The sequence below is a fragment of the Streptomyces sp. NPDC038200 genome, from assembly GCF_055600785.1.
In genome coordinates, this window is record NZ_JBVJYH010000013.1 from 70,984 (window position 1) to 89,420 (window position 18,437).

Here is an 18,437-nt window from a genome sequence, read left to right on the forward strand (position 1 = left end):
CAACACCGCGTTTCTTCGCCGAAACGGTCATATACGGGCTATACGGTCGGCTGTCATGAAGGATGCCACCACACTGCCCACCGGACTGCCCCGGTCCCTGCTCGTCCTCGGCGGCACGTCCGAGATCGCGCTGGCCACCGCGCGCCGGCTGATCGCCCGCCGCACCCGCACGGTGTGGCTGGCGGGCCGCCCCTCCCCCGCCCTGGAACAGGCCGCCGAGAGCCTGCGCGCGCTCGGCGCGGACGCCCGGACCGTCGCCTTCGACGCGCTCGACGCCGAGTCCCACGAGACGGTCCTCGGCAAGGTCTTCGCCGAGGGCGAGATCGACATGGTGCTGTTCGCCTTCGGCATCCTCGGCGACCAGGCCTACGACGAGCGCGACCCGGTCCGCGCGGTGCGGGTCGCCCGGACCAACTACACGGGGGCCGTCTCGGCGGGCCTGGTCGTCGGCCGCGCCCTCCAGGCCCAGGGCCACGGCTCCCTCGTCGTCCTGTCCTCCGCCGCCGCCGAGCGCGTCCGCCGCGCCGACTTCATCCACGGCTCCAGCAAGGCGGGCCTCGACGCGTTCGCGCAGGGCCTCGGCGACGCCCTGTACGGCACCGGCGTGCACGTCATGGTCGTACGCCCCGGATTCGTCCGCACGCGGCGGACGGCCGGACGGCATCGGCCGCCGCTCGCCACCACGCCGGAGGCGGTCGCCACGGCGATCGAGCTGGGACTGCGCCGGCGCTCGGAGACGGTCTGGGTGCCGGGCGCGCTGCGGCTGCTGATGGCGGCGCTGCGGCACACCCCACGGCCGCTGTTTCGGCGGCTGCCGGTCTAGCCGCCCCCGAAGGGGCGCGGGGCCCGGCCGGCGGGCGGCTGCGCCCCGCGGCGCCTATCCGCGCAGCGCTCCGCGCTCGACGTCGGGCTGGCCGGGCTGGGGCGGTACGACGGAGCCCCCGAAGGTGTACTCGCGCAGCTTGCGCCACACGCCGTCGGCACCCTGCTCGTACAGCGCGAAGCCGGTGCACGGCCATTGGGCGTCGTAGCCCGCCAGTTCCTCGAAGGCGCGGTCCATCGCCGCCTCGTCGATGCCGTGCGCGACGGTGACGTGCGGGTGATAGGGGAACTGCAGCTCGCGCGCCACCGGCCCGGAGGCGTCCCGGATCCGCTGCTGCAACCGGGCGCACGCCTCGGCGCCCTGGACGACACGCACGTACACCACCGGCGACAGGGGCCGGAAGGTGCCGGTCCCGGACAGCCGCATCGGGAACGGCCGGCCGGCCGCGGCGACCCCGCTGAGGTGCGCCTCGATCGCCGGCAGGTCGGCCGCGTCCACCTCGGTCGGCGGCAGCAGCGTGACGTGCGTGGGGATACCGTGAGCCGCGGCGTCGCCGAAGCCCGCGCGCAGCTCCTGGAGCAGGCTGCCGTGGGGCTCCGGGACCGCGATCGACACGCCGATCGTTACGGTCCCCACGTGGTCTCCTGTCGTCGCGTCTGTTGTCGTCTCGGCCGTCTCGTCCCGGCCGTCGGATATCGACTGTACGGCCACGGATGTCCTGTGGGCAGGCGCAGCGGAAGTGATGTGCAGCGCTCTGCCCGCGGCCACCCGTGCGGTCGTACGCCTCAGTGCTTGGCCGGGAGGAAGCCCACGCGGTCGTACGCCTGCGCGAGGGTCTCGGCGGCGACGGCGCGCGCCTTCTCCGCGCCCTTGGCGAGGATCGAGTCCAGCGTCTCGGCGTCGTCCAGGTACTGCTGGGTGCGCTCGCGGAACGGCGTCACGAACTCGACCATGACGTCGGCGAGGTCGGTCTTGAGCGCGCCGTACATCTTGCCCTCGTAGTCCTGCTCCAGCTCGGCGATCGACCTGCCGGTGAGCGTGGAGTAGATGGTGAGGAGGTTCGAGACGCCGGGCTTGTTCTCCGCGTCGTAGCGGATCACCGTGTCCGTGTCGGTGACGGCGCTCTTGACCTTCTTGGCCGTGGTCTTCGGCTCGTCGAGGAGGTTGATGAGCCCCTTCGGCGTGGACGCCGACTTGCTCATCTTGATCGACGGCTCCTGGAGGTCGTAGATCTTCGCGGTCTCCCGGAGGATGTACGGCTTCGGGACCGTGAAGGTCTGGCCGAACCGGCCGTTGAACCGCTCGGCGAGGTCGCGGGTCAGCTCGATGTGCTGGCGCTGGTCCTCACCGACGGGCACCTCGTGGGCCTGGTACAGCAGGATGTCGGCGACCTGCAGGATCGGGTACGTGAACAGGCCGACGGAGGCCCGGTCGGCGCCCTGCTTGGCGGACTTGTCCTTGAACTGGGTCATCCGGCTGGCCTCGCCGAAGCCGGTGAGGCAGTTCATGACCCAGGCCAGCTGGGCGTGCTCGGGGACATGGCTCTGCACGAAGAGGGTGCAGCGGTCCGGGTCGAGGCCGGCGGCCAGCAGCTGCGCGGCGGCGAGCCGGGTGTTGGCCCGCAGCTCCTTCGGGTCCTGCGGGATCGTGATCGCGTGCAGGTCGACGACCATGTAGAACGCGTCGTGGGACTCCTGCAGGGCCACCCACTGGCGGACGGCGCCGAGGTAGTTGCCGAGGTGGAACGAGCCGGCGGTGGGCTGGATGCCGGAGAGCACGCGGGGTCGGTCAGCGGAAGCCATGTTCCCCATTCTCGCAGAGGCTGAGGGTGGCATCGGCCCCTGATGCGGGGGACGGTGCGGCGCGCGCCGGGACCGCGGACCGGTCGTGGCCGGTCCGCGGTCCGCCGCGCTCCCGAGGGGCGGCCGCCCCTCGGGGGACGATCAGCCCAGGTCGATTTCCGGGTACAGCGGGAAGCCCGCGACGAGGTCCGTCGCCCGCTGGGCGATCTCCTGCGCGACCTTCTCGTCCAGGACGTGGGCCGCCTTGGAGGGGGCGCCCGACTTGGTGGTGCCCGCCTCGGTGGTGGTCAGGACGCGGTCGATGAGGCCGGCCACCTCGTCCATCTCGGCGGTCCCCAGGCCACGGGTGGTCAGGGCCGGGGTGCCGACGCGGATGCCGGAGGTGTACCAGGCGCCGTTCGGGTCCGCCGGGATGGCGTTGCGGTTGGTGACGATGCCGGAGTCCAGCAGGGCCGCCTCGGCCTGGCGGCCGGTGAGGCCGTAGGAGCCGGCGACGTCGATCAGGTTGAGATGGTTGTCCGTGCCGCCGGTGACCAGGGTGGCGCCACGGCGCATCAGACCCTCGGCCAGCGCGCGGGAGTTGTCGACGACGCGCTGGGCGTAGTCCTGGAAGGCGGGCTGCCGGGCCTCGGCCAGGGCGACGGCCTTGGCGGCCATGACGTGCGGGAGCGGGCCGCCGAGGACCATCGGGCAGCCGCGGTCCACCTGGTCCTTGAGGGAGTCGTCGCACAGGACCATGCCGCCGCGCGGTCCGCGCAGCGACTTGTGGGTGGTCGTCGTGACGATCTGGGCGTGCGGGACCGGGTCGAAGTCGCCGGTGAGGACCTTGCCCGCGACCAGGCCGGCGAAGTGCGCCATGTCGACCATGAGGGTGGCGCCGACCTCGTCGGCGATCTCGCGCATGATGCGGAAGTTCACCAGGCGGGGGTACGCGGAGTAGCCGGCGACGATGATCAGCGGCTTGAAGTCGCGGGCCTGGGCACGCAGGGCCTCGTAGTCGATGAGGCCGGTGGCCGGGTCGGTGCCGTAGGAGCGCTGGTCGAACATCTTGCCCGAGATGTTCGGACGGAAGCCGTGGGTGAGGTGGCCGCCGGCGTCCAGGGACATGCCGAGCATGCGCTGGTTGCCGAAGGCCTGGCGCAGCTCGGCCCAGTCGGCCTCGGTCAGGTCGTTGACCTGGCGGACGCCGGCCTTCTCCAGGAAGGGCGCCTCGACGCGGTCGGCGAGGACGGCCCAGAAGGCGACGAGGTTGGCGTCGATGCCGGAGTGCGGCTGGACGTAGGCGTGGCGGGCGCCGAAGAGTTCGCGGGCGTGCTCGGCGGCGAGGGCCTCGACGGTGTCGACGTTGCGGCAGCCGGCGTAGAAGCGGCGGCCGATCGTGCCCTCGGCGTACTTGTCGCTGAACCAGTTGCCCATGGCGAGGAGGGTCGCCGGGGAGGCGTAGTTCTCGGAGGCGATCAGCTTGAGCATCTCGCGCTGGTCGGCGACCTCCTGGCCGATGGCGTCGGCGACGCGCGGCTCGACGGCGCGGACCACGTCGAGCGCGGCGCGGAAGGCCGTGGACTCGGTGGAGAGGGGGGCGGAATTCTCGGGCATCGGGGACCTCCGGACGGTGTGCGTGCAGCGTTCACGTTCGGCCCAGGCGCACGGCACTCTTCCCGCTCGGGCCGCTCCCTGATGGTCCGTCCCATCCCAGCGCGCCAGTCACGGCCCGCTCGTCAGCCTACCGGGCGCGTCGGACGGCGCCCACGCGGTGGTGGCCCGCATGTCGGTCGCGATCCTCGTCCCGCGTGCGCGCGAGGATGGGAAGGGGGTCACCGTCGTATCCGGGAGAGGCCGTGACCACTGCAGAAGACCTCATCGCCGCCGCCGACGCGCACTGCGCGCCGACCTATCACCCGCTGCCGGTGGTGATCGCCACCGGTGAGGGGGCGTGGCTGACGGATGTGGCGGGGCGCAGGTATCTGGATCTGCTGGCCGGCTACTCGGCACTGAACTTCGGGCACGGCAACCCGCGGCTGGTCGGGGCGGCCAAGCGGCAGCTGGACCGGGTGACGCTGACCTCCCGCGCCCTCCACCACGACCTGTTCGCGGCCTTCTGCACCGAGCTGGCGGAGCTGTGCGGGATGGAGATGGTGCTGCCCACGAACACGGGCGCGGAGGCGGTGGAGAGCGCGCTGAAGACCGCCCGGAAGTGGGGGTACCGGGTGAAGGGGGTCCCCGGGGAGATGGCGAAGGTCGTCGTGGCGGGCGGCAACTTCCACGGCCGTACGACGACGGTGATCAGCTTCTCCACGGATCCGGAGGCGCGGGCGGACTTCGGGCCGTACACGCCCGGTTTCGAGATCGTGCCGTACGGCGATCTGACCGCGATGCGGGCGGCGCTCACGGAGAACACGGTCGCCGTGCTGCTGGAGCCGATCCAGGGCGAGTCCGGGGTGATCGTGCCGCCGGCCGGCTATCTGGCGGGGGTGCGGGAGCTGACGCGCGAGCGGAACGTCCTCTTCGTCGCCGACGAGATCCAGTCGGGGCTCGGGCGGACCGGACGGACCTTCGCCTGCGAGCACGAGGGCGTGGTGCCGGACATGTACGTGCTGGGCAAGGCGCTGGGCGGCGGGATCCTGCCGGTGTCGGCGGTGGTGTCGAGCGCGGCGGTGCTCGGGGTGTTCCGGCCGGGCGAGCACGGGTCGACGTTCGGCGGGAATCCGCTGGCCTGCGCGGTGGCACTGGAGGTGATCGCGATGCTGCGCACCGGCGAGCACCAGGAGCGGGCGGCGCGGCTGGGCGAGCGGCTGCACGGGCTGCTGGGCGAGCTGCGCGGCGCGGGCCGGGTCACGGCGGTGCGGGGGCGCGGGCTGTGGGCCGGGGTGGACGTCCCGCGGGCGGCGGGCAGCGCCCGGGAGGTCTCCGAGCGGCTGCTGGCCCGTGGGGTCCTGGTGAAGGACACCCACGGGTCGACCGTCCGGATCGCGCCCCCGCTGGTGATCGGCGACGAGGAACTGGAGTGGGGGGTGGAGCAGCTGCGGGAGGTGCTGTCCGGGGGCTGATCAGTGCAGCGGGATGTCGGTGCCGTGCTGGTCGACGGGCCGGGGGCCGAAGATGCGCCGGTCGGCCTCGTCGATGGGCACGTCGTTGATGCTCGCCTCCCGGCGGAGCATCAGGCCGTGCTCGTCGAACTCCCACAGTTCATTGCCGTAGGAGCGCCACCACCGGCCGTCGGCGTCGTGGCACTCGTACTGGAAGCGGACGGCGATCCGGTTCTCGTGGAAGCTCCAGAGGCTCTTGCGCAGCGCGTAGTCGAGTTCGCGCTCCCACTTCGCGGTCAGGAAGGCGACGATCTCGTCGCGGCCGGTGACGAACCGGTCGCGGTTGCGCCAGACGGAGTCCGGTGTGTAGGCCAGGGCGACCCGGTGGGGGTCGCGGGTGTTCCAGGCGTCCTCGGCCGCCTGCACCTTCCGGCGGGCGGTTTCGAGGGTGAACGGCGGGCGGGGCGGGCGGTCTTCGGGCACGACGGCCTCCTCAAGTTGAGAACGAGCGTTCTCCATTGCTGCGACTACGATAGAGAACGACCGTTCTCAGCGTCAAGGAGACCCCCATGCCCGCCCCGATCACCGAGGAACAGAACCGACGGGACCGCGAGTCCCTGCTGGACGCGGCGGAGACGCTGTTCTACGCGCACGGCATCCAGGCGGTCGGGATGGACCGGGTCCGCGAGGCGTCCGGGCTGCCCCTGAAGCGGATCTACCGGTTCTTCGCGACCAAGGAGGACCTCGTGGTCGCCATGCTCCGGCGGCGCGACCGGCGCTGGCGCGCGAGCCTGACCGCGCACGTGGAGAGGGTCACCGACCCGCGCGAGCGGGTCCTCGCGGTCTTCGACTGGCTCGCCGGGTGGTTCGCGGAGCCCGGCTTCCGCGGCTGCGCCTGGATCAACGCCCACGGCGAACTCGGCTCGTCCTCCGAGCCGGTCCTGGCCGAGGTCCGGTCCCACAAGCGGGCCTTCCACGACCAGCTCACCGCGTGGGTGTCGGCCACCGGCACACCGGTCGCCGAACCGGTGTTCCTGCTCGCCGAAGGCGCCATGGTCACCGCGGGCATCAACGGCGACCCGGCCCCGGCGGGACAGGCACGGGCGGCGGTGGAGGTGCTGCTCGGGAGTGGCGAGGCGCGCTGAGCCGGGCCCACGCGCCACGGCGGCTCGGCGTACCCCTCGGCACGGGCGCGGGGCCGGGCGCGGGGCCGGCGGACTCCCGGTGGCCCTAGAGGATCACATGCGGCAGGAAGCGGGCGTACTCGTCCGTGATCAGGCCCGTGGACTCGCGGATGCCCAGGCCCGCCGGTTCGTCGCGGACGACCCAGGCGCCGAGGACGACGTGGTTGCCGTCGAAGGCGGGCAGCGGGGCCAGTTGCTGGTAGCAGCAGGGCTCCTCGCGCAGGACGGGCGGCGCGCCCGGCTCGTGCACGGTGACGCCCTCGCCCTCGCGGCCGAGCAGGGGCTTGGCGACGTAGCCGGCCGACTCCGCGAGCTCGCGCGGGCCGTCCAGGTAGGCGGGCAGGAGGTTGGGGTGGCCGGGGTACAGCTCCCAGAGGACCGCCAGCAGCGCCTTGTTGCTGAGCAGCATCTTCCAGGCGGGCTCGATCCACAGGGTGCTGCCGGTGCCGCCGCCGTTGTCCAGGGTGTCCAGGACGTGCCCGCCGAAGGCGTCGGTGGTGAGCCACTCCCAGGGGTACAGCTTGAAGATGCCGCGGATGAAACGGAGCTGGTTGTCGACGAAGCGGCCGGAGAGGGTGTCCCAGCCGATCTCCTCCATGGCGAGCCAGCCGGTGGCGAGGCCGGCCTGCTCGGCGGTCTCCTTCAGATAGGCCACCGTCATCAGGTCCTCGCCGAGTTCGTCGGCGGCGGAGTGCGCGAAGTGCAGCGGACTGCCGGGAGGCAGCAGGGCGGCCTGGGACCGCCACGCCTCGACCAGGCGTTCGTGCAGGGAGTTCCACTGGTCGGCGCCGGGGAAACGATCCTCCATCCAGAACCACTGCGGGGACGCGGCCTCCACCAGCGAGGTGGGGGTGTCGGCGTTGTACTCCAGCATCTTCGCCGGCCCCGTGCCGTCGTAGCGGAGGTCGAAACGGCCGTACACGGAGGGGAGTTCGGCACGGCGGCGCCAGGACTCGGCGACCGCGGCGGCCACCCGCGGGTCGGTGATGCCGAGGTCGGCGAACCGGTCCTCGGCCACGATGTGGCCGGCCGCCGCGAGGCACATGCGGTGCAGCTCCTCGACGGTCTCCTCCAGCGCCTCCACCTCGTCCAGGGAGAAGACGTAGCAGGCGCTCTCGTCCCAGTAGGGGCGCAGGGAGCCGTCGGGGTGGCGGGTGAGCGGGTAGACGAGCCCCTGCTCCTCGACGGTCTGCTGCCAGCCGGGGCGGGGGGTGACGGTACGGCGTTCCATGGGTGTCCTCCGGTCAGCCGCCGGAGCTGCCCTTGCCGCCGCCGAAGCCGCCGCGGTGGACCCCGCTGTGGCTTCCGCCGTTGTCGTCGTCGTAGGAGGAGCCGCCCGAGCCGCCGCCGGGCTTGGTGAAGGAACCGCCGTCGACCCAGCCGTCCTCCTCCTCGCCCTCGTAGTACCAGGCGGCGTCGGTCTTCTTCTTGACGGTCTTCTTCTTGCCGGTCTTCGTGACGCCCGTCCGCACCGACGCGGTGGAGGTCTTGCAGTCCTTGTCGGAGACGACCTTGTAGCCCTTGGTGAGGTCGTAGCTGTCGCGGTCGACGCAGCGCTTGTCCGGTTCGGACGAGCAGGCGGTGAGCGCGGCGGCCAGCAGGCCCATGCCGCCGAGGACGACCGTGCCGGAACGGAGCTGTCGGCGTGTGTCCGCCATGGTGGTGTCTCCCCCGTCGGATGTGATGTTCGGCGGTCAGCCTAGAGACCGGTGTGGATCTCCGCCCGGCGACCCCCGCGATCTCCCGCTCCCCTAGAGTCGCTTCGTGCTTTTTGGAATGGTGTGCGCCCTCGGCGCCGCGGTCTGCTTCGGTACGGCGACGGTCCTTCAGGCGGTGGCCGCACGGGCCGCGGGTGCCGAGGAGGGGCCCGGCGGGGACGCGGCGCTGCTGCTGCGCGCGCTGCGGCAGTGGCGCTACCTCGCCGGTCTGGCGCTGGACGGGCTGGGCTTCCTGCTGCAGATCGCGGCGCTGCGGTCCGTGCCGATCTACGCGGTGGGCGCGGCGCTCGCGGCGAGCCTCGCGGTGACGGCCGTGGTGGCGGCGCGGCTGCTGCGGGTCCGGCTGAGCGGCCTGGAGTGGGGCGCCGTGGGGGTGGTGTGCGCCGGGCTGGGCATGCTGGGGCTGGCCTCGGGCGCCGAGGGCGACCGCAGCGGGCCGGACTGGCTGAGGTACGCGATGGTGGCCGCGGCGGTGGGCGTGCTGCTGCTCGGCGCGGTCGGCGGGCGCCTGTCCGGCCGGGCCCGGGCGCTGCTGCTGGGGCTCGGCGCCGGCCTGGGGTTCGGGGTGGTGGAGGTGGCGGTACGGCTGATCGACTCGCTGCGGCCGGCGGATCTGCTGGCCAACCCGGCGACGTACGCCCTGCTGCTGGGCGGCGGCGCCGCGTTCCTGCTGCTCACCTCGGCCCTCCAGCGGGGCTCGGTGACGACGGCCACGGCCGGCCTGGTGATCGGCGAGACCCTGGGCCCGGCGGCCGTGGGCGTCGTCTGGCTGGGCGACCGGACACGCGAGGGCGTGGAGTGGCTGGCGGCCCTGGGGTTCGCGGTGGCGGTGGCGGGAGCGCTGGCGCTGGCGCGGTTCGGGGAGGCGCCGGCCGACGAGACGCCGGCGGTCGAGGCACCGGTGGTCGAGGAGGGGTGACGGCCCGCCCGGTGCGCCGAGGTCGGTGCGCCGGTGCCGAGGCGCGCACCGGGGCAGACGTGCCGAGCCGTCGTCAGGGCAGCACCCGGCACAGCGCCTCGAGCGCTCCCGCCCAGGCGCTGTCCGGCGGTGTGCCGTAGCCGACGACCAGGGCGTCCAGGGGTTCGGTGACGGCCTGCGGGTGCCGGTGGTAGGCCAGGCCGTGCAGGGCCAGGCCCTGCCAGGCGGCGGCCTGGACCACCGACTGCTCCGTGCCGGGCGGCAGCCGCAGCATCGCGTGCAGTCCGGCGGCGATTCCGGTGACCCGGACCCCGGGCGCGCGTTCGGTCACGGCGGCGGCGAGGGCGTCACGGCGGCGCCGGTAGCGCAGCCGGGCGGAGCGGACATGCCGGTCGTACGCCCCGGAGGTGAGGAACTCCGCCAGCGTCAGCTGCTCCAGCGCCCCGACGGTGTCGATACGGCCCTTGGCGGCGGCCACCTCCGCCACCAGCGGCTGCGGCAGCACCATCCAGCCCAGCCGCAGCCCGGGGGCGAGGGACTTGCTGGCGGTGCCCAGGTAGACGACGTGGTCGGGGTCCAGGCCCTGCAGCGCGCCGATCGGCTGGCGGTCGTAGCGGAACTCGCCGTCGTAGTCGTCCTCCAGGACCAGTCCGCCGGTGCGCCGCGCCCAGTCGACGACGGTGGCCCGCCGGTCGGGGTGCAGGGGGGTGCCCATGGGGAACTGGTGGGCGGGCGTCAGCAGCACCGCGCCCGCCTCGCCCAACGCACCGGGGTCGGTGCCGAGTCCGTCGTAGGGCAGGGCGGGCGTGGCGCAGCCCGCGGCCCGCAGCAGCGCCCAGTGGACGTCCAGCCCGTACGACTCCACCGCCACCGTCCGCACCCCGCGGGCCCGCAGCACCCGGCCGAGGATGCCCAGGGCGTGCGAGAAGCCCGCGGTGATCACGACCCTGTCCGGATCGGCGCGGACGCCCCGGGCGCGGGCGAGGTAGCCGGCGAGGGCGGTGCGCAGTTCGGGGCGGCCCCGCGGGTCGCCGTAGCCGAGGGCGTCGAAGGGGGCCGTGGCCAGGGCGCGGCGGGCGGCCTTGAGCCATTCGGTGCGCGGGAAGGCCGTGAGGTCGGGGGTGCCAGGGACGAGGTCGTAGGCCGGACGGGCGGGGGTGCGGCGGGGTGCCGGGGCGGTGCCGGCGGGCGGCGGGGTGCCGGTGGGCGCGCCGGTCGCCACCCGGGTGCCGGAGCCCTGCCGGGCGGTGAGCCAGCCCTCCGCCACCAGGTCGGCGTAGGCCTCGGCGACGGTGTTGCGGGCGATGCCGAGATCGCCGGCGAGGGAGCGCGAGGACGGCAGCCGGGTGCCGGGGGCGAGTCGGCCGGAGCGGACCGCGTCGCGCAGGGCGTCGGTCAGGCCCCGGCGCAGGCCGCTGGAGCCGCTCGGTTCGAGGTGCAGGTCGACGCCCAAAGTGGCCCAGGAACTCGCCATGGAAATGGACCATACTCCTGGGCTGCCTCGCTCCTAGGGTCGAGGCATGAGCACTGCACAGGAAACCGTCGCATACGCCGCCGAGGAAGCCCCGCGCCTGCACTGGGCCGAGCACGCCCCCGAGGTCTACAAGGCGATGATCCGCCTGGACACCGCCGCCCGGCGGGGGCTGGACCCGAAGCTGTACGAGCTGGTGAAGATCCGCGCCTCGCAGATCAACCACTGCGCGTTCTGCCTCGACATGCACAGCAAGGACGCCCTCGCGGCCGGCGAGAGCGTCGAGCGGATCGTGCAGCTCAGCGCGTGGCAGGAGTCCCGGCACTTCTACACCGGCAAGGAGCTGGCGGCGATCGAGCTGACCGAGGCGATCACCGTGCTGACGGAGGGCTTCGTCCCGGACGAGGTGTACCAGCGGGCCGCCGAGCACTTCGAGGAGGCCGAGCTGGCCCAGCTGATCGCCGCGATCACGGTGATCAACGCCTGGAACCGGTTCGGGGTGACGACCCGGATGACGCCGGGCCACTACCAGCCGGGGCAGCACAAGTGAGGCGTACCCCGCTGCTGGACCCGCAGGTCGGGCGGGCGATGTCCGCGCTGAGCGCGGCGGCGAAGAAGGGGTTCGGCGATCCGGTCCTGGCCGAGCTGGTCATGATCCGCGCCTCGCAGATCAACCACTGCGCGTTCTGCCTCGACATGCACCTCCGGGTCGCCCGGGGGAACGGGGAGTCGGAGGACCGGGTCCGGCTCCTCGACGCCTGGGAGGAGACCGAGGACCTCTACAGCGAGCGGGAGCGGGCCGCGCTGGCGCTGACCGAGGCGGTCACGGTCCTCACGGCGGGCTTCGTGCCCGACGCGGTGTACGAACGGGTCGCCGAGCACTTCACCGAGGCCGAACTCGCGCATCTCGTCGGCCTGATCACCGTCATCAACGGCTGGAACCGCCTGATGGTCAGCCGTCGCGTCGCACCGGGGGGTTACCAGCCGTGAGCAAGGTGGACGAGTTCCGCGCCCTGCACCGAAAGCGCGCCCAGGGCGACCCGCTGGTCCTGCCCGGACCCTGGGACGCGGCGAGCGCGCGGGTGTTCGAGGCCGCCGGTTTCCCGGCGCTGGCCACGCCGAGCGCGGGCGTCGCCGCGTCCCTCGGCTACGCGGACGGCGCGACCCCGGCCGACGAGATGTTCGCCGCGGTCGCCCGGATCGCGCGGGCGGTGGACGTGCCGGTGTCGGCGGACGTCGAGGGCGGGTACGGGCTCGCGCCGAAGGAACTGGTGGAGCGGCTGCTGGAGGCGGGCGTCGTCGGCTGCAACCTGGAGGACTCCGCCGGGGGTGCCCTCAAGGACCCGCGCGAGCACGCCGAGTACCTCGCCGAGGTGCGGGGCGCCGCCGCCGACCGGTTGTTCGTCAACGCCCGTGTCGACGTCTTCGTCCACGGCGACGGGAATCCCGAACGGGTCATCGAGCGGGCCGCGCTGTACGTGGCCGCGGGCGCGGACTGCGTGTACCCGATCCTCGCGCCGGCGGACCTACTGCCCCTGCTGCGGTCCGGGATCCAGGGCCCGCTGAACGCCCTGTCCCGGCTGGACGGCGAGGGCCCCGAGCCCGCCGTGCTCGGCGGGCTCGGGGCCACTCGGGTCACGTTCGGACCGGGACTCCAGCGGCGGTCCGCCGCCGCGCTGCGGGAGATCGCCGCCGGCCTGCTGGGCTGAGGCCGTTCAGGACAGCCACCGCTTCCACACGTCGGGGTGGCTGTCCACCCACCTCTTCGCCGCCTCCTGCGGGCTGAGCTTCTGCTCGGCGATCATCAGGGAGACCTCGTTCTGGTCCTCCGTCGTCCACCTGAACTTCTTCAGGAAGGCCGCGGCCCTGCCGCCGGAGTGCGCGAAGTCGGCGTTGAGGTACTTCTGCAGCGGAGTGTGCGGATAGGAGCAGGCGACCTTCGCCGCGTCCGCGTCGCAGCCCTCCTTGTACGGGGGCAGCTTCACCTCCGTCATGGGCACCTTCTCGAACAGCCACTGGGGCGCGTACCAGTACGTCAGGAAGGGCTTCTTCTCCTTGGCGAACTGCTTGATCTGGGTGATCTGCGCCGCCTCGGAACCGGCGAAGACGACCTGGAAGTCCAGCTTCAGGTTCTTCACCAGCGCCTTGTCGTTGGTGACGTAGGACGGCGACCCGTCCATCAGCTGGCCCTTGCCGCCGCTCTCCGCGGTGCGGAAGAGCGAGGCGTACTTGTTCAGGTTCTTCCAGTCCGTGATGTCCGGGTGCTGCTTGACCAGGTAGGTCGGCACGAACCAGCCGATGTGACCGGTCACCCCGAGGTCGCCGCCGTGCGCGATCGTCCTCTTGTCCTCGACGTACCGCTTCTCCTGGTCCGGGTGGCCCCAGTCCTCCAGGAGGGCGTCGACCCGGCCCTGGCTGAGCGCGTCCCAGGCGGGCACCTCGTCGACCTGGACGGTGTCGACGCGGTAGCCCAGCTTGTGGTCCAGGATGTACTGGGCGACGGCCACGTTCGACTGCGCGCCCACCCAGGACTGCACGGACAGGGTGACCGTCTTCGCGCCCCGGGCGTTGGCGAACGGGCTGGCCTGCTTGGTCATGTCGGCGGCGCCGCAGCCGGTCAGCAGCGCGAGCGCGGACGCTCCGGCGGCCACCGTGAGGGTCGTACGGAATCGCATGTCACGCTCCCTTCCGCGCGCGGCGTTCGGTGGGCTGGGTCACCCGGTCGAGCATCAGTCCCAGGCAGACGATGGCGGCACCGGCCACCAGGCCGGTCGCCAGGTCGCCCTGGGCGAGGCCGAAGGCGACGTCGTAGCCGAGGGCGCCGCCGCCGACCAGACCGCCGATGATGACCACGGCCAGCACCAGCACCACGCCCTGGTTGACGGCGAGCAGCAACGACCGCCGGGCGAGCGGGAGCTGCACCTGCCACAGCTGCTGGCGGCCGGTCGCGCCGAGCGAGCGCGCGGACTCCAGCGCGGCCGGGTCGACCTGGCGCAGGCCCTGCGCGGTGATCCGGACGACGGCCGGGAGCGCGTAGACGACGGCCGCCGCGACGGCGGGTGCGCGGCCGACGCCGAACAGCGCGACGACCGGGATCAGGTACACGAACTGCGGCATGGTCTGGAAGACGTCCAGGACGGGGCGCAGCGCGCGTTCGACACGGTCGCTGCGGGCCGCGGCGATGCCGGTCGCGAAGCCCAGGACGAGGGTGACGGCGACGGCGGCCAGCACCTGGGAGAGGGTGTCCAGCGACGGCTCCCACACGCCGAGCACGCCGATCGCGGCCATGGCGAGGACGGCGGTCAGTGCGGTGCGCCAGGTGCCGATCAGCCAGGCCAGGGCGGCGACGACGAGCAGCAATGACCACCAGGGCAGCCACTGCAGGCCGTCCCGGAGGGGGTCCAGGATCCAGGTGGTGAAGTGGCCCGCCCAGTCGGCGGTGCCGCCGACGACCGGGATGCCCGAGTAGAGGTGGGCGACCATCCAGTCGACGGCGCGGTCGACCGGTTCGGCGATGCCCAGGACCCAGCCGGCGGGCCAGTCGAGGGCGCCGAGGAGGCGGGTGGCGAGGGCGGCGGCCACGGTGACGGCCAGGGCGTACGGCCAGCCGATCGTGCCGGGGCGGTCGGCGGCCGGGGTGCCGTTCCCGGCCGCCGCGGTGACGCGGTCCAGGACCACCGCGAGCAGGACGAGCGGGATGCCGGCCGCGAGGGCGGCGCCGACGTCGACCGAGGCGAGGGCCTGGTAGACGCGGTCGCCGAGGCCGCCGGCGCCGATGACCGCGGCGATGACGGCCATGGACAGCGCCATCATGATCGTCTGGTTGAGGCCGAGGAGGAGTTCCTTGCGGGCCAGCGGGATACGGGCGGTCAGCAGCCGCTGGCGGCGGGTGGCGCCGAGCGACTCCACGGCCTCCAGGACTTCGGGGTCGGCACCACGCAGGCCGAGCGCGGTGAGGCGGGCCATCGGCGGGGCGGCGTACACGACGGTGGCGAGGACGGCGGCGGGGACGCCGATGCCGAAGACCAGGACGACGGGGAGGAGGTAGGCGAAGGCCGGGAGCACCTGCATGGTGTCCAGGACCGGGCGCAGGGCGCGGTCGAGGCGGTCGGAGAGTCCGGCGGCGAGACCGAGGAGCACGCCGACGAGCACGGAGGCGAGGACCGCCACGACCATCAGGGCGAGGGTCTGCATGGTGGGGATCCACATGCCGAGGGCGCCGCAGGTGAGGAAGGCGACTGCCGTGCCGGCGGCCAGGCGGGGGCCTGCGACGCGCCAGGCGAGCAGGGCGCCGAAGGCCGTGACGCCGGCCCAGCCCGCGGCGAGCAGGGTGAGGTAGACGGCGCGTACGGCGAGCACGACCGCGTTGCTGACGTGGCCGAGGAAGTAGAGGAACAGGGGGTGGCTGTCCCGGTTGTCGATGACCCAGTCGCTGGCCGTGGTGAGGGGCTTGTCGAGGCTCACGGTCAGGGCGTGGGGCCAGGTGGCGCCGGGCCAGCGGGTGGCGGCCCAGGGGGCCAGGACCGCGGCGACGAGGGCGAGCAGCAGGAGCTTACCGGCGGCCCGGCTGCGCAGGACGCGGGGCTTGGCGGTACCGGAGGTCGGGAGACTGAGGGTTGCCATCAGACGGCCTCCGGGCTCGTGCGGGGGCCGGGCGGGGTCGCTGGTCCGCGCCGGTCCGGTGCCGCCTTCCCGGAGGCGGAGGCCGCCTTCCCGGAGGCGGGGACTGCCTTCCCGGAGGCGGGGGCCGCCTTCCCGGAGGCGGGGACTGCCTTCCCGGAGGCGGGGGCCGCCTTCCCGGTGGCGGGTGAGATTCCGGCGGTGCGGCTGTCCGGGGTCACGGCGGGTACGGCGGTGGCCTCGGCCGTGGCGGCGCCGCCCTCGATGCCGGCGACCACGCCCGCGACGACGCCCAGCAGGCGTTCCTGGTCGACCACTCCCAGGCAGCGGCCCGCGTCCATCACCCGGGCCGGTTCGCCGGCCCGGGCCACCGCCTCGATCGCCTCCGCGACCGTGGCGTCCGGACGGACCGCCGGTCCGCTGCCCGTCTCCTCCGCGGAGGCGGGGCGCATGGCCGTACGGCAGGTCAGCACCTGCTCGCGCGGGACGTCCCGGACGAACTCGCGGACGTAGTCGTCGGCCGGGGAACCGACGATCTCCTCCGGTGTGCCCAGCTGGACCACGCGGCCGTCGCGCATCAGGGCGATGCGGTCGCCGAGTTTCAGGGCCTCGCTCAGGTCGTGGGTGATGAAGACCATCGTGCGGCCCTCCTCCCGGTGCAGGCGGGTCACCTCGTCCTGCATGTCCCGGCGGATGAGCGGGTCCAGGGCGCTGAACGGCTCGTCGAAGAGGAGGACCTCGGGGTCCACGGCGAGGGCGCGGGCCAGGCCGACCCGCTGGCGCTGGCCGCCGGAGAGCTGGCCGGGGCGGCGCTTCTCCATGCCTTCCAGGCCGACCTTGGCGACGAACTCGGCGGCGCGCTCGCGTCGTTCGGACCTGCCGACGCCCTGGATCTCCAGGCCGTAGGCGACGTTGTCGAGGACCGTGCGGTGCGGGAGCAGCCCGAAGTGCTGGAAGACCATGGCGGCCCGGTGCCGCCGCAGTTCGCGCAGGCGGGACCGGTCCATGGCGCGGACGTCCTCGCCGTCGATGGCGATCGTGCCCGCCGTCGGTTCGATGAGACGGGTCAGACAGCGTACGAGGGTGGACTTGCCGGAACCGGAGAGGCCCATGACGACGAAGACCTCGCCCTTGCGGACGTCGAAGGAGACGTCCCGGACGGCCGCCGTGCATCCGGTGCGGGCGCGGAGGCCGGCGGGATCCAGCGCACTGAGTTCGGGGTCGGCGGGGATCCGCTCCGGCTTCGGGCCGAAGACCTTCCACAGGCCGGACACCGAGAAGACGGACTCGGTCGTGGTGGGGGGCTTGCGGGTGGGGACGGTGAGAGTCATCGCAGATCGCCTCCGATCAGGTCGACGGCCTTCTCCCCGACCATGAGGACTCCGATCATCGGGTTCACGGCGGTCATGGTGGGGAAGACGGACGCGTCGGCGATACGTATGCCGGACAGACCGCGGACGCGCAGCTCCGGGTCGACCACGGCGAGTTCGTCGTCGGCGGCGCCCATCTTGCAGGTGCCGGCCGGGTGGTAGACGGTGTGCGCGACCTTGCGGGCGTACTCGCTCAGCTCGGCGTCGCCGAGGATCTCCGGACCCGGGCACACCTCGCGCTTGAGCCAGCCGGCCAGCGGTTCGCTCTTCGCGATCTCGCGGGCGATGCGGATGCCGTCGACCAGGGTGCGCGCGTCGTAGTCCTCCTCGTCGGTGAAGTAGCGGAAGTCGAGGGCGGGCTTCACGGACGGGTCGGCGCTGGTCAGGTAGAGACGGCCGCGGCTCTTCGGCTTGGGGATGTTGGGGGTCATCGAGACGCCGTACGCCGGGCGTTCGTAGCCGAGGCGCTCCGGGTTGTCCGTGAAGGGGATCTGGTAGAAGTGGAACATCAGGTCCGGGCCCGCGTGTCCGGGGTCGCGGCGGACGAACAGGCCGGCGTCGGAGTCCATCGCGGAGTTCTCCGGGATCGGGCCGTGGGTCTCCCAGACGATGACCGACTCGGGGTGGTCGAGCAGGTTCTCGCCGACGCCCGGCAGATCATGGACGACCGGGATGCCGAGGGCTTCGAGGTCCTCGCGGGGACCGATGCCCGAGTGGAGCAGCAGGCGCGGGGAGTCGACGGCGCCGGCGCACAGGACGACCTCGCGGCGGGCCCGGATCAGCAGTTCCTCGCCGTCCTTGGTGCGCACGTGGACGCCGTCGGCGCGGGTGCCGTCCAGCTCCAGCTTGTACGCCCAGGTCTCCAGGAAGACACGGAGGTTGGCCCGCTCGTCCATCACCGGGTGCAGGTAGGCCACGGAGGCGGAGGAGCGCTTGTTGTTCTCGGGGTGGTAGGCGAGGTCGAAGAAGCCGACGCCCTCGGTGAACGGTTTCTTGTTGAAGCCCTCGACCCGGGGCACGCCGAGCGCCGACCGGGCCGCGTCGACGAAGTCGCGGGCGATGGCGTTCCGGTCCTTCTCGTCGACGGAGACGATGTTGTTCTTCAGGCGGGCGAAGTACGCCTCCATGGGGACGGCGCCCCACCCCTTGGCACCGTTGGCCTCCCACTCGTCCCAGTCGGAGGGCAGGGGCTTGAAGGAGATGAGGGTGTTGTGGGAGGAGCAGCCGCCGAGGACGCGGGCGCGGCTGTGCCGGATGTGGGAGTTGCCGCGGGGCTGCTCCACCGTCGGGTAGTCGTAGTCGAGTTCGCCGCCGAGCAGGCCCATCCAGCGACGCAGGGTGAGGACGTCGTCGCGGCCGACGTCGCTCGGGCCGCCCTCGATGACGGCGACGGTCACGTCGGGGTTCTCGGTGAGGCGGGAGGCGATGACGGAGCCCGCGGTGCCGCCGCCGATGACGACATAGTCGAATTCCTGGGTGTGGTCGGGCATCGGGTGGTTACTCC

Annotated in this window: 18 protein-coding genes and 1 riboswitch; of the genes, 7 read left to right on the plus strand and 11 right to left on the minus strand. The window is 73.0% G+C overall.

Features of this window, described 5'->3' with window-relative positions; translation table 11 throughout:
- The first annotated feature begins 55 nt into the window (after positions 1-55).
- Positions 56-823: a decaprenylphospho-beta-D-erythro-pentofuranosid-2-ulose 2-reductase gene (locus ACZ7KF_RS25240; RefSeq protein ID WP_471079228.1), complete on the plus strand. Its 768-nt coding sequence runs from the start codon at positions 56-58 to the stop codon at positions 821-823.
- A gap of 54 nt (positions 824-877) precedes the next feature.
- On the opposite strand, the gene ACZ7KF_RS25245 is transcribed toward ACZ7KF_RS25240, so the two are convergent.
- The 3 genes from ACZ7KF_RS25245 to ACZ7KF_RS25255 all read right to left on the minus strand — a co-directional run bounded on the left by ACZ7KF_RS25245 (position 878) and on the right by ACZ7KF_RS25255 (position 4,221).
- The gene (locus ACZ7KF_RS25245; RefSeq protein WP_471079231.1) at positions 878-1,459 is read right to left on the minus strand and encodes a 2'-5' RNA ligase family protein; all 582 of its coding nucleotides are present in this window, start codon (positions 1,457-1,459) and stop codon (positions 878-880) included.
- Positions 1,460-1,608: 149 nt separating this feature from the next.
- Positions 1,609-2,634, minus strand: coding sequence for a tryptophan--tRNA ligase (trpS, locus tag ACZ7KF_RS25250; RefSeq protein WP_471079234.1), 1,026 nt, complete (start codon positions 2,632-2,634; stop codon positions 1,609-1,611).
- A gap of 132 nt (positions 2,635-2,766) precedes the next feature.
- Positions 2,767-4,221 carry a glycine hydroxymethyltransferase gene (locus ACZ7KF_RS25255; RefSeq protein WP_471079237.1) on the minus strand — a complete coding sequence of 485 codons (1,455 nt, stop codon included), beginning with the start codon at positions 4,219-4,221 and terminating at the stop codon, positions 2,767-2,769.
- A 33-nt stretch (positions 4,222-4,254) separates the two neighbouring features.
- Positions 4,255-4,343: riboswitch (ZMP/ZTP riboswitch) on the minus strand.
- 84 nt (positions 4,344-4,427) lie between these two features.
- Here ACZ7KF_RS25255 and rocD point away from each other — a divergent pair.
- Complete coding sequence (gene rocD / locus ACZ7KF_RS25260) at positions 4,428-5,672, plus strand: ornithine--oxo-acid transaminase (protein ID WP_471079633.1); 1,245 nt, start codon at positions 4,428-4,430, stop codon at positions 5,670-5,672.
- Here rocD and ACZ7KF_RS25265 read toward each other — a convergent pair whose 3' ends face one another.
- Positions 5,673-6,134 (minus strand): nuclear transport factor 2 family protein, encoded by a 462-nt coding sequence (locus ACZ7KF_RS25265; RefSeq protein ID WP_471079239.1) that lies wholly within the window; start codon positions 6,132-6,134, stop codon positions 5,673-5,675.
- A gap of 86 nt (positions 6,135-6,220) precedes the next feature.
- On the opposite strand from ACZ7KF_RS25265, the gene ACZ7KF_RS25270 reads away from it, so the two are divergent.
- The gene (locus ACZ7KF_RS25270) at positions 6,221-6,796 is read left to right on the plus strand and encodes a TetR/AcrR family transcriptional regulator (protein WP_471079242.1); all 576 of its coding nucleotides are present in this window, start codon (positions 6,221-6,223) and stop codon (positions 6,794-6,796) included.
- Between the two features lie 85 nt (positions 6,797-6,881).
- Here ACZ7KF_RS25270 and ACZ7KF_RS25275 read toward each other — a convergent pair whose 3' ends face one another.
- Complete coding sequence (locus tag ACZ7KF_RS25275; RefSeq protein ID WP_471079245.1) at positions 6,882-8,066, minus strand: glutathionylspermidine synthase family protein; 1,185 nt, start codon at positions 8,064-8,066, stop codon at positions 6,882-6,884.
- 13 nt (positions 8,067-8,079) lie between these two features.
- Positions 8,080-8,493 (minus strand): hypothetical protein, encoded by a 414-nt coding sequence (locus ACZ7KF_RS25280; protein ID WP_471079247.1) that lies wholly within the window; start codon positions 8,491-8,493, stop codon positions 8,080-8,082.
- A 118-nt stretch (positions 8,494-8,611) separates the two neighbouring features.
- Here ACZ7KF_RS25280 and ACZ7KF_RS25285 point away from each other — a divergent pair, with 118 nt between their 5' ends.
- Positions 8,612-9,472 (plus strand): DMT family protein, encoded by an 861-nt coding sequence (locus tag ACZ7KF_RS25285; RefSeq protein ID WP_471079636.1) that lies wholly within the window; start codon positions 8,612-8,614, stop codon positions 9,470-9,472.
- Between the two features lie 73 nt (positions 9,473-9,545).
- Here the strand turns inward: ACZ7KF_RS25285 and pdxR are convergent, their stop codons facing one another.
- Positions 9,546-10,946, minus strand: a complete 1,401-nt coding sequence (pdxR, locus tag ACZ7KF_RS25290; RefSeq protein ID WP_471079250.1) for a MocR-like pyridoxine biosynthesis transcription factor PdxR — start codon at positions 10,944-10,946, stop codon at positions 9,546-9,548.
- 46 nt (positions 10,947-10,992) lie between these two features.
- On the opposite strand from pdxR, the gene ACZ7KF_RS25295 reads away from it, so the two are divergent.
- Genes ACZ7KF_RS25295 through ACZ7KF_RS25305 form a run of 3 tightly spaced genes read left to right on the plus strand, consistent with a single transcriptional unit; the run spans position 10,993 to position 12,652 of the window.
- Positions 10,993-11,493, plus strand: a complete 501-nt coding sequence (locus ACZ7KF_RS25295) for a carboxymuconolactone decarboxylase family protein (protein WP_471079253.1) — start codon at positions 10,993-10,995, stop codon at positions 11,491-11,493.
- Entirely contained in the window at positions 11,490-11,933 is a 444-nt protein-coding gene (locus ACZ7KF_RS25300; RefSeq protein ID WP_471079256.1) for a carboxymuconolactone decarboxylase family protein, read from the plus strand. The genes ACZ7KF_RS25295 and ACZ7KF_RS25300 overlap by 4 nt, the downstream gene beginning before the upstream one ends.
- A complete protein-coding gene (locus tag ACZ7KF_RS25305; protein ID WP_471079259.1) occupies positions 11,930-12,652 on the plus strand; it encodes an isocitrate lyase/PEP mutase family protein in 723 nt (240 codons plus the stop codon). Before ACZ7KF_RS25300 ends, ACZ7KF_RS25305 begins: the two co-directional genes overlap by 4 nt.
- A 6-nt stretch (positions 12,653-12,658) precedes the next feature.
- Here ACZ7KF_RS25305 and ACZ7KF_RS25310 read toward each other — a convergent pair whose 3' ends face one another.
- Genes ACZ7KF_RS25310 through ACZ7KF_RS25325 form a run of 4 tightly spaced genes read right to left on the minus strand, consistent with a single transcriptional unit; the run spans position 12,659 to position 18,423 of the window.
- Complete coding sequence (locus ACZ7KF_RS25310) at positions 12,659-13,618, minus strand: ABC transporter substrate-binding protein (protein ID WP_471079262.1); 960 nt, start codon at positions 13,616-13,618, stop codon at positions 12,659-12,661.
- 1 nt (position 13,619) lies between these two features.
- Positions 13,620-15,566 (minus strand): ABC transporter permease, encoded by a 1,947-nt coding sequence (locus tag ACZ7KF_RS25315; protein WP_471079265.1) that lies wholly within the window; start codon positions 15,564-15,566, stop codon positions 13,620-13,622.
- Positions 15,566-16,894: a quaternary amine ABC transporter ATP-binding protein gene (locus tag ACZ7KF_RS25320; protein WP_471079269.1), complete on the minus strand. Its 1,329-nt coding sequence runs from the start codon at positions 16,892-16,894 to the stop codon at positions 15,566-15,568. The genes ACZ7KF_RS25315 and ACZ7KF_RS25320 overlap by 1 nt, the downstream gene beginning before the upstream one ends.
- Positions 16,891-18,423 carry a GMC family oxidoreductase gene (locus tag ACZ7KF_RS25325; RefSeq protein WP_471079272.1) on the minus strand — a complete coding sequence of 511 codons (1,533 nt, stop codon included), beginning with the start codon at positions 18,421-18,423 and terminating at the stop codon, positions 16,891-16,893. The genes ACZ7KF_RS25320 and ACZ7KF_RS25325 overlap by 4 nt, the downstream gene beginning before the upstream one ends.
- Positions 18,424-18,437: the final 14 nt, after the last annotated feature.

Excerpts from the sequence above, each read along its gene's own strand:
- trpS (WP_471079234.1), bottom strand. The coding sequence starts at position 2,634 with ATGGGGAACATGGCTTCCGCTGACCGACCCCGCGTGCTCTCCGGCATC.
- ACZ7KF_RS25320 (WP_471079269.1), bottom strand. The coding sequence starts at position 16,894 with ATGACTCTCACCGTCCCCACCCGCAAGCCCCCCACCACGACCGAGTCC.
- ACZ7KF_RS25285 (WP_471079636.1), top strand. The coding sequence starts at position 8,612 with ATGGTGTGCGCCCTCGGCGCCGCGGTCTGCTTCGGTACGGCGACGGTC.
- ACZ7KF_RS25325 (WP_471079272.1), bottom strand. The coding sequence starts at position 18,423 with ATGCCCGACCACACCCAGGAATTCGACTATGTCGTCATCGGCGGCGGC.
- ACZ7KF_RS25255 (WP_471079237.1), bottom strand. The coding sequence starts at position 4,221 with ATGCCCGAGAATTCCGCCCCCCTCTCCACCGAGTCCACGGCCTTCCGC.
- ACZ7KF_RS25315 (WP_471079265.1), bottom strand. The coding sequence starts at position 15,566 with ATGGCAACCCTCAGTCTCCCGACCTCCGGTACCGCCAAGCCCCGCGTC.
- ACZ7KF_RS25310 (WP_471079262.1), bottom strand. The coding sequence starts at position 13,618 with ATGCGATTCCGTACGACCCTCACGGTGGCCGCCGGAGCGTCCGCGCTC.
- rocD (WP_471079633.1), top strand. The coding sequence starts at position 4,428 with ATGGGAAGGGGGTCACCGTCGTATCCGGGAGAGGCCGTGACCACTGCA.
- ACZ7KF_RS25240 (WP_471079228.1), top strand. The coding sequence starts at position 56 with ATGAAGGATGCCACCACACTGCCCACCGGACTGCCCCGGTCCCTGCTC.
- ACZ7KF_RS25275 (WP_471079245.1), bottom strand. The coding sequence starts at position 8,066 with ATGGAACGCCGTACCGTCACCCCCCGCCCCGGCTGGCAGCAGACCGTC.
- pdxR (WP_471079250.1), bottom strand. The coding sequence starts at position 10,946 with ATGGCGAGTTCCTGGGCCACTTTGGGCGTCGACCTGCACCTCGAACCG.
- ACZ7KF_RS25280 (WP_471079247.1), bottom strand. The coding sequence starts at position 8,493 with ATGGCGGACACACGCCGACAGCTCCGTTCCGGCACGGTCGTCCTCGGC.
- ACZ7KF_RS25295 (WP_471079253.1), top strand. The coding sequence starts at position 10,993 with ATGAGCACTGCACAGGAAACCGTCGCATACGCCGCCGAGGAAGCCCCG.
- ACZ7KF_RS25270 (WP_471079242.1), top strand. The coding sequence starts at position 6,221 with ATGCCCGCCCCGATCACCGAGGAACAGAACCGACGGGACCGCGAGTCC.